A 19,537-nucleotide genomic window follows, 5' to 3' on the forward strand; every position below is an offset into this window, starting at 1 on the left:
GATCTGAGGACGGTACTGGTGTATTTTCAGCCTCCCTACGGCGCCTCCGGCGCTTACCCGCCGAAGCAGGGCATGTACAACCCGGCGTTCGAGAAGGACGCCTGCGGCCTGGCCATGGTCGCCACTCTGCGTGGCGAAGCCGGCCACGACATCATCGCGCTGGCGCTCGAAGCGCTGCGCAACCTCGAGCATCGCGGTGCGATCGGCTCCGACGCCGGCACCGGAGACGGTGCGGGCATCCTGACGCAGATGCCCGACGCGTTCCTGCGAGCGGTCACCGATTTCGAACTGCCCCCGGTCGGCGAATACGCCGCGGGTCTGGCATTCCTCCCGCGTGACTCCAGCGAGCGCCGCCAGCAGAAGGCCGGCATCGAGAAGATCGCCCGCGCCGAGGGCCTGCGCGTCCTCGGATGGCGCGAGGTGCCCACGGTCAACGACAACCTCGGAAAGCTCGCCGACGAGGCGCGCCCCGCGTTCGAGCAGCTCTTCGTGAGCGCTGGGGGAGCGACGCACTCGCAGGCGCCTCTGACGGGGATCGCCCTCGACCGCATCGCCTACCGTCTGCGCAAGCGCGCAGGGCACGAGCTCGGCGCCTATTTCGTATCGCTGTCGGCCCGCACCCTCGGGTACAAGGGAATGGTCACGACCCTGCAGCTCGAGCCGTTCTACCCCGATCTGCAGGACGAGCGCTTCATGTCCGAGCTCGCGGTCGTGCACTCGCGCTACTCGACCAACACGTTCCCGTCGTGGCCGCTCGCGCAGCCGCTGCGCATGCTCGCGCACAACGGCGAGATCAACACGGTCGGCGGAAACCGCAACTGGATGCGCGCGCGTCAGTCTCAGCTCGAGTCCGAGCTGCTCGGCGATGTCGCGCCCCTGCTGCCGATCTGCACCGACGGAGCCAGCGACTCGGCGTCCTTCGACGAGGTGCTCGAGTTGCTGACCCTCACAGGACGCAGCCTGCCGCACGCCATCATGATGATGGTTCCCGAGGCTTACGAGAAGCAGTCCGACATCTCGCCGGAGCTGCGCTCGTTCTACGAGTACCACTCGAACCAGATGGAGCCGTGGGACGGCCCCGCAGCGCTCATCTTCACCGACGGCACGGTCGTCGGCGCGACCCTCGACCGCAACGGACTGCGCCCGGGGCGCTGGACCGAGACCACCGACGGGCTGATCGTGATCGGCTCCGAGACCGGTGTGCTCACGTTCGAGCCCGAGCGCATCAAGCGCCGCGGGCGCCTGCAGCCCGGCAAGATGTTCCTCGTCGACACGGCGCAGAAGCGCATCATCGAGGACGAAGAGGTCAAGCATGACCTCGCCACCATGCACCCCTGGCAGGAGTGGCTGGATGCCGGATCGGTGCGTCTCGCCGATCTCCCCGAGCGTGAGCACATCGTGCACCCGCCGGCATCGATCACCCGTCGTCAGCGCACCTTCGGCTACACGGAGGAAGAGGTGCGGATCCTCCTCACCCCGATGGGGCAGACCGGGATGGAGCCGCTGGGCGCCATGGGATCGGACACCCCGATCGCCGTGCTCAGCAAGCGTCCGCGTCTGCTCTTCGACTACTTCACGCAGCAGTTCGCGCAGGTCACCAACCCGCCGCTGGACTCGATCCGCGAAGAGGTCGTCACCAGCCTCAAGCTCGGCCTCGGCCCCGAGAGCAACCTGCTCACCTGGGGACCCGACCACACCCGCACGGTGTCGCTCGACTTCCCGGTGATCGACAACGACGAGCTGGCGAAGATCCGCCACATCGACAAGGCGATGCCCGATCGCTCCAGCGTGACCATCAGGGGCCTGTACCACTTCGACGCGGGATCGAACACGCTCGAGAAGCGTCTGACGGAGATGTGCGACGAGGTCGACGAGGCCATCGAGCAGGGTGCCGAGTTCATCATCCTGTCCGACCGCGACTCGAACAAGGATCTGACCCCGATCCCGTCGCTGCTCATGGTCTCGGCCGTGCACCACCACCTGATCCGTCGTGAGAACCGTATGAAGGTCGGTCTGATCGTCGAGGCCGGTGACGTCCGCGAGGTCCATCACGTCGCGACCCTGATCGGCTACGGCGCCTCGGCGGTGAACCCGTACCTCGCGATGGAGACGGTGGAGCACCTCGTGCGCACCGGCTACATCACGGGCATCAGCCCCGAGAAGGCCGTCCGCAACCTGATCTACGCGCTCGGCAAGGGTGTGCTGAAGATCATGTCGAAGATGGGCATCTCCACGGTTTCCTCGTACGCCGGTGCTCAGGTGTTCGAAGCCGTCGGTCTGAGCGAGGAGTTCATCGACCGCTACTTCACGCGCACCGAGTCGAAGCTCGGTGGCATCGGCATCCAAGAGATCTTCATCGAGAACCAGGCGCGTCACGACTACGCCTATCCCGAAGACGAGGCGGCTCGTGCCCACGAGCGTCTCTGGACCGGTGGCGAGTACCAGTGGCGTCGTGACGGCTCGCCGCACCTCTTCAACCCCGAGACCGTGTTCAAGCTGCAGCACGCCACGCGTGAGCGCCGCTTCGACATCTTCCGCGAGTACACCAAGCTCGTCGACGACCAGGCTGCCGAGCTCAAGACGCTGCGTGGGATGTTCACGCTGCGCACCGGGACCCGCAAGCCCGTTCCTCTCGACGAGGTCGAGCCGGTCTCCGCGATCGTCAAGCGCTTCTCCACGGGGGCCATGAGCTACGGCTCGATCTCCAAAGAGGCGCACGAGACCCTCGCGATCGCCATGAACCGGATCGGCGGCAAGTCGAACACCGGTGAAGGCGGCGAGGACACCGACCGTCTGCTCGACCCCGAGCGTCGCAGCGCCATCAAGCAGGTCGCATCCGGTCGCTTCGGCGTCACGAGCCTGTACCTCACCGAGGCCGACGACATCCAGATCAAGCTCGCCCAGGGCGCCAAGCCCGGCGAAGGCGGTCAGCTGCCCCCGCAGAAGGTGTACCCCTGGGTCGCCCGCACGCGTGGGGGAACGCCGGGTGTCGGTCTGATCTCGCCCCCTCCTCACCACGACATCTACTCGATCGAAGACCTCAAGCAGCTCATCTTCGACCTGAAGCGGGCGAACCCCGAGGCGCGCATCCACACCAAGCTCGTCAGCCAGTCCGGCATCGGAGCGGTCTCCGCAGGTGTCGCCAAGGCTCTCAGCGACGTCATCCTCGTGTCCGGTCATGACGGAGGCACGGGTGCGAGCCCGATGAACTCCCTCAAGCACGCGGGAACCCCGTGGGAGCTCGGTCTTGCCGAGACGCAGCAGACGCTCATGCTCAACGGCATGCGCGACCGCGTGGTGGTGCAGGTCGACGGTCAGCTGAAGACAGGCCGCGACGTCATCATCGGCGCGCTGCTCGGCGCGGAGGAGTTCGGTTTCGCGACCGCACCCCTCGTCGTCAGCGGCTGCATCATGATGCGCGTCTGCCACCTCGACACCTGCCCCGTGGGCGTCGCCACCCAGAACCCGGTTCTTCGCGAGCGCTTTACGGGCAAGCCGGAGTTCGTGGTGAATTTCATGGAGTTCATCGCCGAAGAGGTGCGCGAGCTGCTCGCAGAGCTCGGCTTCCGCTCGATCGACGAGATCGTCGGACGCGCAGAGCTGATCGAGGCGAACGCCGCGCTGGAGCACTGGAAGGCCGAGGGTCTCGACCTGAGCCCGGTGCTCGACGGACCGGCATTCCCGGCGAGCGAACCGCGTCGCAGCCGCCGCACCCAGGATCACGAGCTCGAGAAGCACTTCGACGTGCAGCTGATCGACATCGCGAAGCCCGCTCTCCTGAACGGCGAGCCCGTGGTCGTCGAGCTGCCGATCGCCAACACGGAGCGTGCGGTCGGGACGATGCTGGGCCACCAGGTCACCTCTCGGCACGGCGCGGCAGGGCTCCCCAGCGGCACGATCGACGTCACACTGCACGGCACCGCCGGACAGTCGCTCGGCGCGTTCCTGCCTTCGGGCATCGTGCTTCGTCTCGAGGGCGATGCCAACGACTACGTCGGCAAGGGGCTCTCGGGCGGCGACATCACGATCCGTCCGGCACGGGGTTCGGCCATCGCGCCGCACGAGAACGTGATCGCCGGCAACGTCATCGGCTACGGCGCGACGGCGGGAACCATGTTCCTGTCGGGTGTCGTCGGCGAGCGGTTCCTCGTGAGGAACTCGGGGGCGACCGCGGTCGTCGAGGGCGTGGGAGATCACGCCCTCGAGTACATGACGGGCGGCGTCGCGGTGATCCTCGGATCGACGGGTCGCAACCTCGGCGCCGGAATGTCCGGGGGAGTGGCCTACATCCACTCGCTCGACACCGGCAAGGTGAACGCGCAGTCGCTCGGCAGCGGCGAGCTCCGGCTCGAGCCGCTCGACCGCGCCGATCTCGAGGTGCTGCGCAGCCTGATCGTCGCACACGTGGAGAAGACGGCATCGCCGCTCGGATCCGACATCCTGGCGCGGTTCGATGAGACCGCCGGCCAGTTCACGAAGGTGCTTCCGAGGGACTACGCCGCAGTGCGCAGCATGCGCGAGGAAGCAGTGGCCGAGGGCATCGATCCCGACGGCGACATCGTCTGGAACCGCATCCTGGAGGTGACCGGTGGCTGACCCCAAAGGCTTTCTGAAGACCACGGAGCGTGAGCTCCCCCAGCGTCGCCCCGTGCCGGTGCGCATCATGGACTGGAAAGAGGTCTACGAGGCGGGCGATCAGGCGGTGCTCAAGCGCCAGGCCGGTCGCTGCATGGACTGCGGTGTGCCGTTCTGCCACCAGGGCTGCCCCCTCGGCAACCTGATCCCCGAGTGGAACGACCTGACCTGGCGCGGCGAAGGACGAGCGGCGATCGATCGTCTGCACGCCACGAACAACTTCCCGGAGTTCACCGGCCGTCTGTGCCCCGCCCCGTGCGAGAGCTCGTGCGTGCTCGGCATCAACCAGCCCGCGGTCACGATCAAGCAGATCGAGGTCTCGATCATCGACGAGGCCTTCGCCAAGGGCTGGGTCGAGCCGCAGCCTCCCGCTCGGCTGACCGGCAAGACGGTCGCCGTCGTCGGCTCCGGGCCCGCGGGCCTCGCCGCCGCTCAGCAGCTGACCAGGGCAGGCCACACGGTCGCGGTCTTCGAGCGCGACGATCGCATCGGCGGTCTGCTGCGCTACGGCATCCCCGACTTCAAGATGGAGAAGGGGCAGCTCGAATCGCGCCTTCGCCAGATGCAGGAAGAGGGCACTCGCTTCCGCGCTGGAGTCGAGATCGGCAAGGACATCTCCTGGGCCGACCTCCGGGCGCGCTACGACGCGATCGTGATCGCCACCGGGTCCACGGTTCCCCGCGACCTGTCCATCCCCGGCCGTGACCTCGACGGCGTGCACTTCGCCATGGAGTACCTCGTCGAGTCCAACCACGCGGTCGCCGGTGACAAGGTCCCCGAGCAGATCACGGCCGAGGGCAAGCACGTCATCGTCATCGGAGGCGGCGACACCGGTGCGGACTGCATCGGTACGGCTCACCGTCAGGGCGCGCTGAGCGTCACCAACCTCGCGATCGGCAAGCAGCCGGGCACCGAGCGTCCCGGACACCAGCCCTGGCCGATGATGCCCACCCTGTTCGAGGTGGCGTCTGCTCATGAAGAAGGCGGCGAGCGGGTCTTCCTCGCCTCGACCGTCGAGTTCCTCTCGAACGACGTGGGCGAGGTGCGGGCTCTGCGCGTGGCCGAGACCGAGTTCATCGACGGCCGTCGCGTGCCCAAGAGCGGCACCGAGCGCGAGATCCCCGCTGACCTCGTTCTCATCGCGATGGGCTTCACCGGACCCGAGCAGGACGGCTACACCGAAGACACTCTTCCGCAGCTGACAGACCGTGGCGCCTTCCGTCGCGACGACAGCTACGAGTCCACCGTTCCCGGCGTCTTCGTCGCCGGTGATGCGGGCCGCGGGCAGTCGCTCATCGTCTGGGCGATCGCCGAGGGCCGTGCGGCCGCCGCGAACGTCGACCGGTTCCTCATGGGAACCACCGTGCTGCCCGAGCCGGTGCGTCCGCATGAAGTCGCTATCGGCCTTCAGCCCGCGTAGGCTGAGCCGCGGCACCGTCGCCTGATTTCCATCCCCCACTACCCTGGAGCAATCTTTGAGACGCGCGAAAATCGTCGCCACCCTGGGCCCCGCCACATCCACGTATGAGACCGTACGTGCACTCATCGACGCCGGCGTGGACGTCGCCCGTCTGAACCTCAGCCACGGCGACTACTCCGTGCACGAGAACAACTACGCCAACGTGCGTCGTGCAGCCGACGACGCCGGCCGCGCGGTCGCCATCCTCGTCGACCTGCAGGGACCGAAGATCCGCCTCGGCAAGTTCGAGGCCGGCCCCTACGAGCTCGCCAAGGGCGACATCTTCAAGATCACGACCGAAGACATCATCGGCAACAAGGACATCTGCGGCACGACCTTCAAGGGCCTGCCCCAGGACGTCAAGCCGGGCGACTTCCTGCTGATCGACGACGGCAAGGTCCGCGTCGAGGTCGTCGAGACCGACGGTGTCACCGTCACCACGCGCGTCATCGTCGCCGGAGCCGTGTCCAACAACAAGGGCATCAACCTTCCCGGTGTCGCGGTCAACGTCCCCGCACTGAGCGAGAAGGACGAGGACGACCTCCGCTGGGGTCTGCGCATCGGCGCCGACCTCATCGCCCTGTCGTTCGTCCGCAACGCGGAGGATGTCAGCCGCGTGCACGAGATCATGGCCGAAGAGGGCGTCAAGGTCCCCGTCATCGCCAAGGTCGAGAAGCCGCAGGCCGTCGACGCGCTCGAGGGGATCGTCGACGCGTTCGACGCGATCATGGTCGCCCGCGGTGACCTCGGCGTCGAGCTCCCGCTCGAGGCCGTTCCGATCGTGCAGAAGCGCGCCGTCGAGCTGGCGCGCCGCATGGCGAAGCCGGTCATCGTCGCGACGCAGATGCTCGAGTCGATGATCAATAGCCCCGTGCCCACGCGCGCCGAGACCTCGGACGTCGCGAACGCGGTGCTCGACGGTGCCGATGCCGTGATGCTCTCGGGCGAGACCAGTGTGGGCGACTACCCGGTCGTCGTCGTCGAGACCATGGCCCGCATCATCGAGTCGACCGAGGAGCATGGCCTGGAGCGCATCGCGCCCCTGACGACCAAGCCCCGTACGCAGGGTGGCGCGATCACCCTCGCAGCCCTCGAGGTCGCGGAGTTCGTCGAGGCGAAGTACCTCTGCGTCTTCACCCAGTCGGGCGATTCGGCTCGTCGTCTGTCGCGGCTGCGCTCGCGCATCCCGATGATCGCGTTCACTCCCGAGCCGAACATCCGCCGTCGCATGGCGCTGACCTGGGGCATCCAGTCGAAGCTCGTGGACATGGTCCAGCACACCGACCTGATGTACCTGCAGGTCGACGACTACCTGCTCTCGAGCGGTCTCGCCGTCGAGGGAGACAAGGTCGTCGTCATCTCCGGTTCCCCTCCCGGAATCGTGGGTTCGACCAATGACATCCGCGTGCACAAGGTCGGGGACGCCGTAAACGGCGCGGCTCCGATCTACAAGGAAGCCACGGTCTGATCGGATTTCACAGCGAAGGGGCGGAGCGATTGTTCCGCCCCTTCGTCGTACCCCGGGGCGGCGCCGCACCGAGCATCGCCTCGGGCGTATCGTCGAGCGGGACGCACCCGCGTCGGCGAGAGTGGCAGGGGAGTGGATCATCTTTCTCGTGAAGAGGGCTGGCTGGTGGATCGCCGACTACGCGTATGCCGTCTACTGGCAGTTCCGGGCGGCGTTCGATCGACAGGAGGCGACAGCTTTCGCGAGCGGTGATGCTGCACCGCTCCTCATCCTTCCGGGGGTGTACGAGACCTGGAGGTTCATGCAGCCGCTGATCACCGCGCTGCATGATCGCGGTCATCCCGTCCACGTCCTCGACGGTCTCGAACGCAATCAGCGGCCGGTGCCCGACGCCGCGCGGGTCGTGGAGGAGTACCTCGAGACGAACCGGATGACCGATGTGATCCTGGTCGCGCACAGCAAGGGCGGGCTTGCGGGAAAGCTCGCGATGGCCGGTGCCTCCGGAGGCCGCATCCGCGCGATGCTCGCGGTCGCGACGCCGTTCGGAGGATCCCGCTATGCGCGGCTCCTCCCGGTCCGCTCACTGTGGGCGTTCTCGCCCTCGGACCCGTCGATCGTGGAGCTCGCGAAACATCTCGAGGTGAACGAGAGGATCGTGTCGGTGTACGCCGCATTCGACCCGCACATCCCCGAGGGGAGCGAGCTGGTCGGTGCGCGCAAGAACGTGCGCATCGAGACCGGAGGGCACTTCCGCATCCTCGCGGATCCCCGCGTCCTCGCCGAGGTTGCCGCCCTCGCCGAGGGCTGATCTGCGCTATGGGCAGTCGCTCGTCGGAGCGGCGCCCGACGTCACGCCGGAGAGCCAGATCAGCATCTCGGGCAACGACGCGTATGCGGCGAGGCCGTGGTCGACATCCGGATACCGATGGAAGCTGACATCGACCCCCTGCGAGCAGAGGAGCGTCACGTAGTCCTCCGTCGCTGTCGGCTTCACGAGTTGGTCCGCCAGCCCCTGTCCCACGAACACCGGAACCGTGATGGGCGTGGAGCCCGCGCTGTTCTCGGTGAGCAGCGTCTTCCAGGGTTCGGTCTTCGACGGGTCGCTCGTCACGTAGCCCCCGATGAGCGGGTCGGCTATCGCGTGGATCTCCTTGTTCTCGGAGAGCAGACAGAGCGCCGCCATGTCGGGGGTGGCCGCGATGCCCGCGGGTGTGAGGATCCCCGCGAGCTCATCGGCGGAGTATCTGTCCGCGTACGCCGCCTCGTAGGCCGGGATCGCGTAGGAGGCGATCGTGACACCGGAGACGTCCACGATGTCGTCGCTCATCAGCTCGGTGAGGTCAGCGGCGGGAGCGGCGACGGCGACTCCGAGGAGCGTCAGCTCCGGGGCGTACTCCTCGGCGCGCTCGGCTGCGAACAGCACCGCCTGCCCGCCTTGCGAGTGCCCCCAGAGCAGGAACTGCGCGCCGATCTGCGCATCCTTGATGCCCCGTGCCGCGCGCACCGCATCGAGCACACTGTTCGACTCGGGTATCCCGAGCAGATACGACGAAGCCCCCTGCGCCCCGAGCCCGGGATAGTCGGTGGCGACCACGGCGTATCCCTCGAGAAGGAGCTCATGGACGCCTTCGATCAGCTGGAACGGGTCGACGGCGAGCGATGGTGCGCACTTCGGCGCAGCTCCCGTCGTGGGGTGTCCCCACGAGACGACGGTCCGTCCCTGCGCAGGAGCAGGCGTGTCGGGGACGATCACGACCGCGGAGACGGGGATGTCCGTGCCGGAGAGATCACGGGAGTGGTAGATCATGCGCCACGCGGTCGACCCGAGGGGAGCGCTGGCGATCGCCTCGACGCGGATGATCTCGCCGGGCTCGCCTGCGGGAAGCGGATCGGGGACGGTGTAGAAGGCAGGATCGGTCTGCAGATCGGCCTCGCCCTCGACGTGTCGCCGGACGGCATCGACGGCGAAGACACCGGCGATCAGCGCGACGACCAGCAGAGCGATGAGGAACCCGCGGCGCCGAGCCCTGGTGCGGTTCCAGATGTCGGCGGTTCGGCGCGGATGCATGGGATCTGTCTAGCGCATCATTCCGGCGGGCGACAGATGCACGATCGGCGACCGGACGGCTACTCTGGTCGAGGTGCTGCCGTGGCCGACACGTCTTCGCCCCACCTATGGATGACGTGACCTTCGAACCCGACACGCGTGAGCGCCCCGACGGCGCCCCGCTCACGATCGGCGCGCCCGGGAGCGGTCTCCCCGGCGCATCCGCCGAGTCGGAGCTCGAACCGCTGTCGCCGATGAAGCCCGGGAGCATCGGCGTCCGCTACCGACTCAAGCGCCGCTTCCGCTCCTGCGATGCGTACGCCTGCGTGCCGACCTACCTCGCGCAGGCGCGAGGGGGCGACACCGTCCTCGGCCCGGACGGCGAGCGGATCCACGGCGGCCGCGCGTATGAACCGATGCTGGTGGACGGCACTGCGGTCACGGCGTCGGACCGGAACCTCGACACCCTCATCCAGAGTCTCGTCCCCGTAGAGCTCCTCCAGGCCGACAGCCCCGTTGCCGCGGAGCGCGAACTGCTTCGCGCGATGCGTCCTTCTCTGGATCGGTACCTGCTGATCGACGGAGAGATCTGGATGCGACTCGCGTCCGCACCTGGGGAGTGACCTCTGCGGCGTCCGGCTCGGCCCGTGCAGTCGACGCGGGACCCGGTTCGATCACGCTGTGTGCCGGCGGTGGGACTCGAACCCACACGCCCTTTCGGACAAAGCATTTTGAGTGCTCCGCGTCTGCCATTCCGCCACGCCGGCTCGTGTATCGCGTCTTCGACTGTAGCGCAGAGCAGGCATGATCACGGGCGCGCGCCGCGCCCATCGGGACCTCGGAGACCGACTCCACTAGGATGGATACGTGACCGAGCAAGAACAGGCAGCTGAGCAGCCCACGTCATCCGCACCCCGACGCGTCGTCGTCGCCGAGGACGAGTCGCTGATCCGTCTCGACATCGTCGAGATCCTCCGCGACAACGGCTTCGATGTCGTCGGTGAGGCCGGTGACGGTGAGACCGCCGTCGCGCTCGCGACCGAGCTGCGCCCCGACCTCGTGATCATGGATGTCAAGATGCCGCAGCTCGATGGCATCAGCGCGGCCGAGAAGCTGCACAAGGGCAACATCGCTCCGGTCGTGCTCCTGACGGCATTCAGCCAGAAGGAGCTCGTGGAACGAGCGAGCGAGGCCGGAGCACTGGCCTACGTCGTCAAGCCCTTCACCCCGAACGACCTGCTGCCGGCCATCGAGATCGCTCTGGCACGTCACGAGCAGATCATCACGCTCGAGGCCGAGGTCGCGGACATGGTCGAGCGCTTCGAGACCCGCAAGCTCGTCGATCGGGCAAAGGGCCTGCTCAACGAGAAGATGGGCCTCTCGGAGCCCGAGGCGTTCCGCTGGATCCAGAAGGCGTCGATGGATCGCCGCCTCACGATGCAGGACGTGGCCAAGGCGATCATCGAGCAGCTCGCGCCTAAGAAGTAGTCTGTGGTTCCGCTCGACGCGGAGCACATTCTGCGTCCGGTCAAGATCGGCGACGGCGCTGCGCTCGCGCGAGCGTACTCTGCGAATCGCGAGCATCTTGCGCCATGGGAACCGCTCAGAGAGCCGGAGTTCTTCACGCCGCAATGGCAGGAGTTCCACGCCGAGCAGTGCGTGATCGAAGCCTCCGCCGGTCGGAACATCCGCTTCGTGATCGAGTCTTCCGACGGCGAGATCCGCGGGCGGATCAACCTCAACAACATCGTCCGCGGTGCGTTCTGGAATGCCGATCTGGGCTACTGGATAGACAGGACCCGACTTCGTCGCGGTCTCGCATCCGCAGGTGTTCGTCACGTCGCCGCGTATGCACGGGACGAAGCGCGACTGCACAGGCTGCAGGCGGCGACTCTGCTGCACAACACCGGGTCGCCGCGCGTCCTCGCGGACACCGGGTTCGAGCGCATCGGGACCGCGCCGCAGTATCTGCGGATAGCGGGGGAGTGGCAGGATCACCTGCTGTTCCAGCTGCTCCTCTGATCGCACGGTCTGGGCGCGTCGCCAGACGATCGCCGCCGGCGCGGCCGGGCTCGTTGCCATGGATGCCCGGCGCCACTAGCGTGGAGGAGACGAGGTGAAAACATGGAAGACGCGTTCAGCGCGACCCTGAAGGGGCTGGATGATCCGGCGACCCAGGTGAAAGAGCTTCCGTTCTCCTTCCTCTCCGTCCTCCCGGTGACGGGAGCATCCGTCTCCACGCTCGGCGGGTTTCTCGGCAGCCAGACCATCTCGGCGACGGACAAAGCGGCTGCATGGCTCGACGAGCTGCAGTTCGATCTGGGTGAGGGCCCCTGCTGGGATGCGATGAGGCTGGACCGTCCTGTCATGGAGCCCCAGATGCTCGGCAGGCGAGGAACAGAACGCTGGCCGGCGTTCGGCAGGGCTGTCCAGTCCGGTCCGATCGCCTCGATCTTCGCGTTCCCCCTCGCGGTGGGCAGTCTTCGTTTCGGCGCGATCGATCTCTATTCCGATCTGCCGGTGACCTTGGACAGGGTGCAGACGACCCGTGCCGCCGCGCTTGCCGCGGTCGTGGCACGTCGCGTCCTGCGCGACAGGATCGGCGAGCTCGAGGTCCCCGACGAGAGCGCGTTGTCTCCGTTCTCCAGGCGAAAGGTCCACCAGGCGACCGGAATCGTCCTGGCACAGCTCAACATCGATGCCGACGAGGCTCGCTTGCTCCTTCATTCACACGCGTTCGCCACCGAGAGCAGCGTGATGGAGGTCGCAGACGGCGTCCTCGCCGGACAGATCGTGTTCAGCAACGACTCGGGCCCGATCGAGGTGGACACGTGACCTCACTCGAACGCGACCGTCGTCTGCTGCGTACCTTCGCGAAACTCGCGGACACGCTCGTCGATGAGTACGACGTCGTCGAGCTCATGCAGCAGCTCGCCGATGCCTGCCGCGAGGAGCTCGACATCTCAGCAGCCGGGATCCTGCTCGCCGATCAGAACGGCGAGCTCGAACTCGTGGCGTCGACGAGCGAGGCGGGCACAGTCGTGGAATCGCTCCTGCTCGGCTCCCAGGGCCCCGCGCTCGGCAGCTACGAGTCCGGATCCGTGGTCGCCGTTCCGGATTTCGATGATCTGGGTTCCGCCGCAGACGAGTTCCGCCGAGCCGCACGTGCATCGGGCTACACCTCGATGTTCGTGATCCCCCTGCGGCTTCGCGACAAGACGATCGGAACACTCACGCTGCTGCAGGCGGCAGGAAGCGAGCCGTCCGAAGACGACCTGCTCGTCGCGCGTGCACTGGCGGACGTCGCGACCATCGGCATCCTGCACGAGCGCGTGCTGCGCGAGACCGAGATCCTCGCGGAGCAGTTGCAGCATGCCCTCAACAGCCGGATCGTGATCGAACAGGCCAAGGGCGTGGTCGCATACACCGCCGGGGTTCCCATCGAAGACGCCTTCGCCCTGATCCGCGATCATTCGCGAAGCAACTCGATGCGACTCGGCGACGTCGCGCGGCAGATCGTGGAACGGCGTCTGACCCTCGAGTGAGCTCGTCGCCCGGTGGGGGTGCGTGCGTGAGGGCTGCCAGGAGTGCGTAGAATCGCAGGCACGCCCCAGACCCCGGCGCATCGTCTTTCAGCGAGCGGGGATTCTGATGAAGCAGATCGTGACGCCCTTCGGGACCTTCCTCACCGGTGATCTGGTGGCGGAGGCGGTCCACAGGTATTCTCTCGCTCTGTCGTGGACCTACGAATGCGATTTCGTCGACATCCCCTACTTGGACGCGCAGGATCGCCTGCGTCGCGTGCAGCTGCGCGTCGGCTGGCTCGTCGATCTGGACGTGGTGCCGGCGTTGTCGAGAGGTGCCGAGGTGGTCGAAGAGACCACGGTCACCGACATCCTGAAGCAGGCGGCGTGGGTCGAGCGGCACCCGGCGCTGCGATTAGCGCCGGCCAACGATCTGACGTACGGAGAATCGTCGGTCTGACATCCGGGTCAGGCTCCCGGAGCATCCTTGATCATATTGGTGATGCGGATCGTCGAGCACCGGCGCCCCTGATCGTCGGAGACGACGATCTCGTGCACCGTGATGCTGCGTCCCAGATGCACGGGGGTGCAGACGCCTGTCACGACGCCCGACGTCGCGGAGCGCGTGTGGGTGGCGTTGATGTCCACTCCGACCGCGAGCCGGCCGGGGCCTGCGTGCAGGTTCGCCGCCATCGAGCCGAGCGATTCGCCGAGGACCACATAGGCTCCGCCGTGCATGAGGCCGACGGGCTGCGTGTTGCCCTCGACCGGGAGCGTCGCGACGCAGCGCTCCGTGGTGAACTCGAGGAACTCCATGCCCATCTTCTGGGCGAGTGCGCCCATCCCACGGGCTGTCGCCCAGTCGAGTCCTGCGCTCGTCGCGGTCTCGGTCATGGATCCTCCTCAGCGGGTGTCTGTCGTCCTCGTTAGGCTGACAGGGTGACGGACTCCGCAAAGCCTACCCTCATGGTCGTCGACGGCCATTCGCTCGCCTACCGTGCCTTCTTCGCCCTTCCGGTCGAGAACTTCACGACCAAGGACAACCAGCACACGAACGCCATCTACGGCTTCCTGTCGATGTTGGTGAACCTCATCAAGGCCGAGCAGCCCACGCATATGGCGATCGCGTTCGACACCTCGCGCCATTCTTTCCGCACCGATCAGTACCCGGAGTATAAGGCGACCCGGTCGGAGTCGCCCCAGGAGTTCCGCGGCCAGATCCCACTGCTGCAGGACTGCCTCGCCGCGATGTCGATCCCGGTGCTCACGAAAGAGGGCGTCGAGGCCGACGACATCCTCGCCACACTGTCGACCCAGGGTGCTGCGCAGGGTTACGACGTTCTCGTCGTCTCCGGAGACCGGGACACGATCCAGCTCGTCACCGATGATGTGACGCTGCTCTACCCCTCGGTGCAGGGAGTCTCCCAGCTCAAGCGCTACGACCCGGTGACCGTACAGGAGCGCTACGGAGTACGCCCCGAGCAGTACCCCGACATCGCCGCCCTCGTGGGCGAGACCAGCGACAACCTGCCCGGTGTGCCCAAGGTCGGCGAGAAGACCGCCGTCAAGTGGCTCACGCAGTTCGGATCCCTCGATGATCTGCTCGAGCGAGCCGAGGAGATCAAGGGTGTGGTCGGAGGAAACCTCCGCGACCACATCGAAGACGTGCGGCGCAACCGTCGACTCAACCGACTGCTGACGGATGTCGAGCTGCCCGTCGCTCCCGACGACCTCGCGGTGGCACCTATCGACGCTCAGGCAGTCCGCGACATCTTCGCCCGTCTCGAGTTCCGCACGCTTCTGCCACGCGTCTTCGAGGCCGTCGGAGCCGGCGAGGTCGCCGACGATCCGGCTGCCGCAGTGGTACTGCCGGAGCCCGCTCAGGTCAGCGCCGCGGAATTCGTCACGTGGGCGGATGCCCAGACCGACGATGTCGCGGTGCGGATCCTGGTGCAGGGCGGGGTGCCCACGCGAGTGGGTGCCGCGACCGAGAAGGAGCTCCGCGAACTCGACTGGACCGATGACGCCGTCGAGGTGCTGCGCCCGTGGTTCGAGTCGACGAACCCGAAGGTGCTCCACGACGCCAAGCCCCAGGTCAAGGCGCTGCTGCGACAGGGGGTCCGTGTGCACGGACTCGCCTACGACACCAGCCTCGCCGGCTGGTTGCTGCGCCCGAGCTTCCCCGACAAGACGCTCGGCGACCTCGTCGAGCGGTACCTCGGTGAGAAGCTTCCCGAGGCGGATCCGTCTCAGCTGGTCCCCGAGACCGAAGGCGCCACTCCCTCGCAGGAGGCCTGGTTCGCCCTGCGCGTCGCCACTGCGCTGCGCGAGGACATCCCTGAGTCGGTGGCCGCCGTCCTCACCGACATCGAGCTTCCCACGCTGCTGACTCTCGCCGACATGGAGGTGGCCGGCGTCGCCGTGTCGCACGAAGTTCTCTCGACGTTCTCGGGCGAGCTCGCCACGCGCGCCGAGGGGCTCGCGCAGGAGGCGTTCGGAATCGTCGGCCGCGAGTTCAACCTCGGTTCGCCGAAGCAGCTGCAGGAGGTGCTCTTCGACGATCTGCAGCTTCCGAAGACCCGCAAGACGAAGACGGGGTACTCGACGGATGCCGCGGTGCTCGCCGACCTGCAGGAGTCGCACCCGCATCCGTTCCTCGGTCTCCTCCTCCAGCACCGCGAGGCCACGAAACTGCGGCAGATCATCGAGTCGCTCGACACGGCGATCGGCACCGACGACCGAGTGCACACCACCTATGTGCAGACGGGCAGCCAGACCGGCCGGCTTTCGAGCACCGACCCGAACCTGCAGAACATCCCTGTGCGCACCGAGGAATCGCGCCGCATCCGCAGTGCGTTCCAGGTCGGGGAAGGCTACGAGTCGCTGCTCACCGCGGACTACTCGCAGATCGAGATGCGCATCATGGCGCACCTCTCCGGCGACGAGGGCCTGATCGAAGCGTTCAACAGCGGCGAGGACCTGCACCGCTTCGTCGGCGCGCGCGTGTTCGGAGTCGAACCCGGCGATGTGACCGCGGCAATGCGAACCAAAGTCAAGGCAATGTCCTACGGCCTCGTCTACGGTCTCTCGGCGTTCGGTCTGTCGAAGCAGCTCCGCATCGAGCAGTCCGAGGCGAAGCAGTTGATGGTCGAGTACTTCGCCCGATTCGGGGCGGTGCGCGACTATCTCCGTGCGTCCGTGATGAAGGCCAAGGAGGTCGGCTACACCGAGACGATCTTCGGACGCCGCCGTCCGTTCCCTGATCTCGCGAGCCCAAACCGCGTGCTGCGTGAGAACGCGGAACGGGCGGCGCTGAATGCACCGATCCAGGGAAGCGCCGCGGACATCATGAAGATCGCGCTCCTGCACATCCACGAGGATCTGCGCACCGAGGGCCTCACGTCGCGCGCTCTTCTGCAGATCCACGACGAACTCGTCGTCGAGGTGGCCCCGGGGGAGTGGGAGGCGACCGAGCGGATCGTCCGTACCCGTATGGGCGATGCGGCCGATCTCACGGTGCCCCTCGACGTGCAGGTCGGGCGCGGGCACGACTGGAACGAGGCCGCTCACTGACCGCCGTCGCACCCCAGACCGATATCCTGCGCCGATGGTGCGGGGCTACGCTGGAGGGATGACCTCATCTCCTCGCACCCCGTCTGCCATCGACAAAGTCGCCGATGAGTGGGTCGACACCATCGCGGTGCTCGCTCCGACGCTCGGCACCTACATCGGTCGAGACGAGGTCAATGATCGGTTCGGCGACCTCAGCCCCGCCGGTCACGAGGAGATCGCGTCAGCCACCCGCTCGACGCTCGCAAAACTCGCCGCGCTCGAACCGTCGGACGCGATCGACGAGGTGACCAAGACCGACCTCTCGGCGGAGCTCAGCCTCGATCTCGAGCTGCACGACGCGAAGTGGCACCTGCGCGACCTCAATGTGATCGCTTCGGCGGCGCAGGACGTGCGCTCGGCGTTCGACCTCATGCCCACCGCGACCGCAGACGACTGGTCGGTCATCGCCACTCGACTCGCTGCAGTGCCAGATGCGCTCCGCGGCTACACCGAGACGCTGAGGGCGGGTATCGCCTCCGGCGTCACGCCCGCGCGTCGTCAGGTCGTCGAGGTCGCCACCCAGATCGACCGTTACACGGCCGACGACGGATTCTTCGCCGCGTTCGTCGCGGACGCCGCTCCGCAGGAGGGCAACCTCCCGGCATCCCTCGCCCGCACCTTGGCGGACAACTCCGCGGCGGCCCGCGTCGCCTACGACGAGCTGCGGAGCTTCCTCGCTGAGGAGCTGGCTCCCGCCGCGACCGAAGTAGACGCCGTGGGCCGAGAGCTCTACGCCCTGAACTCACGTCGGTTCCTCGGCGCGACGATCGATCTCGACGAGACCTACGAGTGGGGTCGCGAGGAGCTCGCGCGAATGGTCGCCGAGCAGACGGCGATCGCGAACGAGATCCTTCCCGGATCGTCCGTCGAAGAGGCCGTCGCCCACCTCGAGGCAGACCCCGCCCGCAAGCTCGTGGGTACCGAGGCGCTGCAGCGGTGGATGCAGGAGACGAGCGACCGAGCGGTCGCCGAGCTCGGTGCGACGCACTTCGACATCCCCGAGGCCATCCGCACGCTCGAGTGCATGATCGCCCCGACCCAAGAAGGTGGCATCTACTACACGGGGCCGACGGATGACTTCTCGCGCCCCGGCCGCATGTGGTGGTCCGTCCCGGAGGGTGTCACCGAGTTCGACACATGGCGCGAGCTGACGACCGTGTACCACGAGGGCGTTCCGGGACATCACCTGCAGATCGCGCAGGCGGTCTACAACCGGACTGAACTGAACTCGTGGCGGCGCCTGCTCGCCGGTACGTCCGGTCACGCCGAGGGCTGGGCCCTCTACGCCGAGCGTCTCATGCAGCAGCTCGGCTACCTCGACGATCCTGCCGATCGGCTCGGCATGCTCGACGGGCAACGGATGCGCGCGGCACGCGTCGTACTCGACATCGGCGTACACCTCGGCAAGCCTCGTCTCGAGGGTGACGGGATCTGGGACGCCGACTATGCGCTCGATTTCATGCGCAAGAACGTGAACATGTCCGACCAGTTCGTGCAGTTCGAGGTCAACCGCTACCTGGGCTGGCCCGGGCAGGCCCCCTCATACAAGGTCGGTCAGCGCATCTGGGAGCAGGTCCGCGATGCCTACCAGGCCGAGCGCGGCGCGGACTTCGATGTCAAGGAGTTCCACAAGCGGGCTCTCGACATGGGCGGGGTCGGGCTCGACACGCTTCGGACGGCCCTTCTCGCCCGGTGAGGGAATGTGTCCGGCCCGAGCCGTGTTCATTCAGTTGAATAGAAAGGGCTGACATGAGCATCGAGTTCGGGCTGGACACCTTCGGCGACATCACGAGGGGCGCCGACGGCGAGCTCCTCACAGGAGCGCAGACGATCCGCAACATCGTCGAGCAGGCGGAGATGGCTGACAGCGTCGGCGTCGACTTCTTCGGAGTGGGGGAGCACCACCGCACCGAGTTCGCCGTCTCGGCTCCCGAGATGGTTCTGGCCACCATCGCCGGACGCACGAAGGACATCCGTCTCGGCACCGCGGTGACCGTGCTGTCCTCGGACGACCCGGTGCGAGTGTTCGAGCGCTTCTCGACTCTCGACGCGCTCTCGAACGGACGGGCAGAGGTCGTCCTCGGCCGTGGATCCTTCATCGAGTCCTTCCCTCTGTTCGGCTACGACCTGCGCGACTACGACGCGCTGTTCGAGCAGAAGCTCGAGCTGTTCGTCGAGCTGCTCAAGGAGGAGCCGGTGACGTGGTCGGGAACCATGCGCGCGTCGCTCGAGAATGCGAACGTCTTCCCCAAGAGCGAGAACGGCCTGCGCACCTGGGTCGGCGTCGGCGGCAGCCCGGAGTCCGTCGTGCGCGTCGCCAGGCACGGGCTCGGCCTCATGCTCGCGATCATCGGAGGGCCCGCGGGGCGGTTCCGGCAGTTCGTCGACCTCTACCATCGGTCGGTGGCCTCGTTCGGCACGACGTCGCATCCGATCGCCGTGCACTCGCCGGGGCACATCGCCGACACCGATGACGAGGCGTGGGAAGCCGCGTACTCCGGTTTCGAGGCGATGAACAACACCATCGGACGCGAGCGCGGGTGGCCTCCCTACAGCCGTGCACGGTTCCAGAACGACATCGGGCCCGCGGGCGCACTGTACGTCGGCTCGCCCGATCGTGTCGCCGCGAAGATCGCCGACACCGTCACGACACTGGGACTCGGCCGTTTCGACATGAAGTACGCCACGGGCACTCTGTCGCACGAAGCGATGATGCGCAGCGTCGAGCTCTACGGTTCCGAGGTCATCCCGCGCGTGCGCCGGTTGCTCGCAGACCGCGACTGACGTCCGGG

15 protein-coding genes and 1 tRNA gene are annotated in these 19,537 nt (G+C 67.0%); 13 read left to right on the forward strand and 3 right to left on the reverse strand.

The window, feature by feature from the left end:
• Positions 1-72: 72 nt before the first annotated feature.
• The 4 genes from gltB (at position 73) to ASF80_RS02510 (ending at position 8,370) form a co-directional block, all read left to right on the forward strand.
• A complete protein-coding gene (gene gltB / locus ASF80_RS02495; protein ID WP_120492941.1) occupies positions 73-4,596 on the forward strand; it encodes a glutamate synthase large subunit in 4,524 nt (1,507 codons plus the stop codon).
• Complete coding sequence (locus tag ASF80_RS02500; RefSeq protein WP_056307710.1) at positions 4,589-6,055, forward strand: glutamate synthase subunit beta; 1,467 nt, start codon at positions 4,589-4,591, stop codon at positions 6,053-6,055. Before gltB ends, ASF80_RS02500 begins: the two co-directional genes overlap by 8 nt.
• Positions 6,056-6,110: 55 nt before the next feature.
• Positions 6,111-7,562: a pyruvate kinase gene (gene pyk, locus ASF80_RS02505; protein WP_056307714.1), complete on the forward strand. Its 1,452-nt coding sequence runs from the start codon at positions 6,111-6,113 to the stop codon at positions 7,560-7,562.
• Positions 7,563-7,710: 148 nt separating this feature from the next.
• Positions 7,711-8,370 (forward strand): esterase/lipase family protein, encoded by a 660-nt coding sequence (locus ASF80_RS02510; RefSeq protein ID WP_235559862.1) that lies wholly within the window; start codon positions 7,711-7,713, stop codon positions 8,368-8,370.
• 6 nt (positions 8,371-8,376) lie between these two features.
• On the opposite strand, the gene ASF80_RS02515 is transcribed toward ASF80_RS02510, so the two are convergent.
• A complete protein-coding gene (locus ASF80_RS02515; protein WP_056307715.1) occupies positions 8,377-9,630 on the reverse strand; it encodes an alpha/beta fold hydrolase in 1,254 nt (417 codons plus the stop codon).
• Between the two features lie 116 nt (positions 9,631-9,746).
• Between ASF80_RS02515 and ASF80_RS02520 the strand changes: the two genes are divergently transcribed.
• On the forward strand, positions 9,747-10,232 hold the full coding sequence (locus tag ASF80_RS02520) for a hypothetical protein (RefSeq protein ID WP_157520966.1): 486 nt from the start codon (positions 9,747-9,749) through the stop codon (positions 10,230-10,232).
• 61 nt (positions 10,233-10,293) lie between these two features.
• Here ASF80_RS02520 and ASF80_RS02525 read toward each other — a convergent pair.
• A tRNA-Leu gene (locus ASF80_RS02525) sits at positions 10,294-10,376 on the reverse strand.
• Between the two features lie 100 nt (positions 10,377-10,476).
• Here ASF80_RS02525 and ASF80_RS02530 point away from each other — a divergent pair.
• From ASF80_RS02530 to ASF80_RS02550, 5 genes are all read left to right on the forward strand, one after another.
• Positions 10,477-11,097: an ANTAR domain-containing response regulator gene (locus ASF80_RS02530; protein ID WP_042536652.1), complete on the forward strand. Its 621-nt coding sequence runs from the start codon at positions 10,477-10,479 to the stop codon at positions 11,095-11,097.
• A gap of 3 nt (positions 11,098-11,100) precedes the next feature.
• Positions 11,101-11,631 (forward strand): GNAT family N-acetyltransferase, encoded by a 531-nt coding sequence (locus tag ASF80_RS02535; RefSeq protein WP_056307720.1) that lies wholly within the window; start codon positions 11,101-11,103, stop codon positions 11,629-11,631.
• Positions 11,632-11,733: 102 nt separating this feature from the next.
• Positions 11,734-12,444 (forward strand): GAF and ANTAR domain-containing protein, encoded by a 711-nt coding sequence (locus ASF80_RS02540; protein ID WP_056307722.1) that lies wholly within the window; start codon positions 11,734-11,736, stop codon positions 12,442-12,444.
• Entirely contained in the window at positions 12,441-13,154 is a 714-nt protein-coding gene (locus ASF80_RS02545; protein WP_056307724.1) for a GAF and ANTAR domain-containing protein, read from the forward strand. The genes ASF80_RS02540 and ASF80_RS02545 overlap by 4 nt, the downstream gene beginning before the upstream one ends.
• Positions 13,155-13,260: 106 nt before the next feature.
• Entirely contained in the window at positions 13,261-13,593 is a 333-nt protein-coding gene (locus tag ASF80_RS02550) for a hypothetical protein (RefSeq protein WP_056307727.1), read from the forward strand.
• An 8-nt stretch (positions 13,594-13,601) separates the two neighbouring features.
• Here the strand turns inward: ASF80_RS02550 and ASF80_RS02555 are convergent, their stop codons facing one another.
• Positions 13,602-14,027: a hotdog fold thioesterase gene (locus ASF80_RS02555; RefSeq protein ID WP_056307728.1), complete on the reverse strand. Its 426-nt coding sequence runs from the start codon at positions 14,025-14,027 to the stop codon at positions 13,602-13,604.
• 45 nt (positions 14,028-14,072) lie between these two features.
• Here ASF80_RS02555 and polA point away from each other — a divergent pair, with 45 nt between their 5' ends.
• Genes polA through ASF80_RS02570 form a run of 3 tightly spaced genes read left to right on the forward strand, consistent with a single transcriptional unit; the run spans position 14,073 to position 19,529 of the window.
• The gene (gene polA / locus ASF80_RS02560; RefSeq protein ID WP_056307730.1) at positions 14,073-16,706 is read left to right on the forward strand and encodes a DNA polymerase I; all 2,634 of its coding nucleotides are present in this window, start codon (positions 14,073-14,075) and stop codon (positions 16,704-16,706) included.
• Positions 16,707-16,764: 58 nt separating this feature from the next.
• The gene (locus ASF80_RS02565) at positions 16,765-18,441 is read left to right on the forward strand and encodes a DUF885 domain-containing protein (protein WP_056307732.1); all 1,677 of its coding nucleotides are present in this window, start codon (positions 16,765-16,767) and stop codon (positions 18,439-18,441) included.
• 53 nt (positions 18,442-18,494) lie between these two features.
• Positions 18,495-19,529, forward strand: a complete 1,035-nt coding sequence (locus ASF80_RS02570) for an LLM class flavin-dependent oxidoreductase (protein ID WP_056307734.1) — start codon at positions 18,495-18,497, stop codon at positions 19,527-19,529.
• Positions 19,530-19,537 lie beyond the last annotated feature (8 nt).

The organism is Microbacterium sp. Leaf159 (assembly GCF_001423615.1).
Taxonomy (GTDB): domain Bacteria; phylum Actinomycetota; class Actinomycetes; order Actinomycetales; family Microbacteriaceae; genus Microbacterium.

Excerpts from the sequence above, each read along its gene's own strand:
- gltB (WP_120492941.1), top strand. The coding sequence starts at position 73 with ATGTACAACCCGGCGTTCGAGAAGGACGCCTGCGGCCTGGCCATGGTC.
- ASF80_RS02515 (WP_056307715.1), bottom strand. The coding sequence starts at position 9,630 with ATGCATCCGCGCCGAACCGCCGACATCTGGAACCGCACCAGGGCTCGG.
- ASF80_RS02540 (WP_056307722.1), top strand. The coding sequence starts at position 11,734 with ATGGAAGACGCGTTCAGCGCGACCCTGAAGGGGCTGGATGATCCGGCG.
- ASF80_RS02550 (WP_056307727.1), top strand. The coding sequence starts at position 13,261 with ATGAAGCAGATCGTGACGCCCTTCGGGACCTTCCTCACCGGTGATCTG.
- ASF80_RS02555 (WP_056307728.1), bottom strand. The coding sequence starts at position 14,027 with ATGACCGAGACCGCGACGAGCGCAGGACTCGACTGGGCGACAGCCCGT.
- ASF80_RS02565 (WP_056307732.1), top strand. The coding sequence starts at position 16,765 with ATGACCTCATCTCCTCGCACCCCGTCTGCCATCGACAAAGTCGCCGAT.
- ASF80_RS02570 (WP_056307734.1), top strand. The coding sequence starts at position 18,495 with ATGAGCATCGAGTTCGGGCTGGACACCTTCGGCGACATCACGAGGGGC.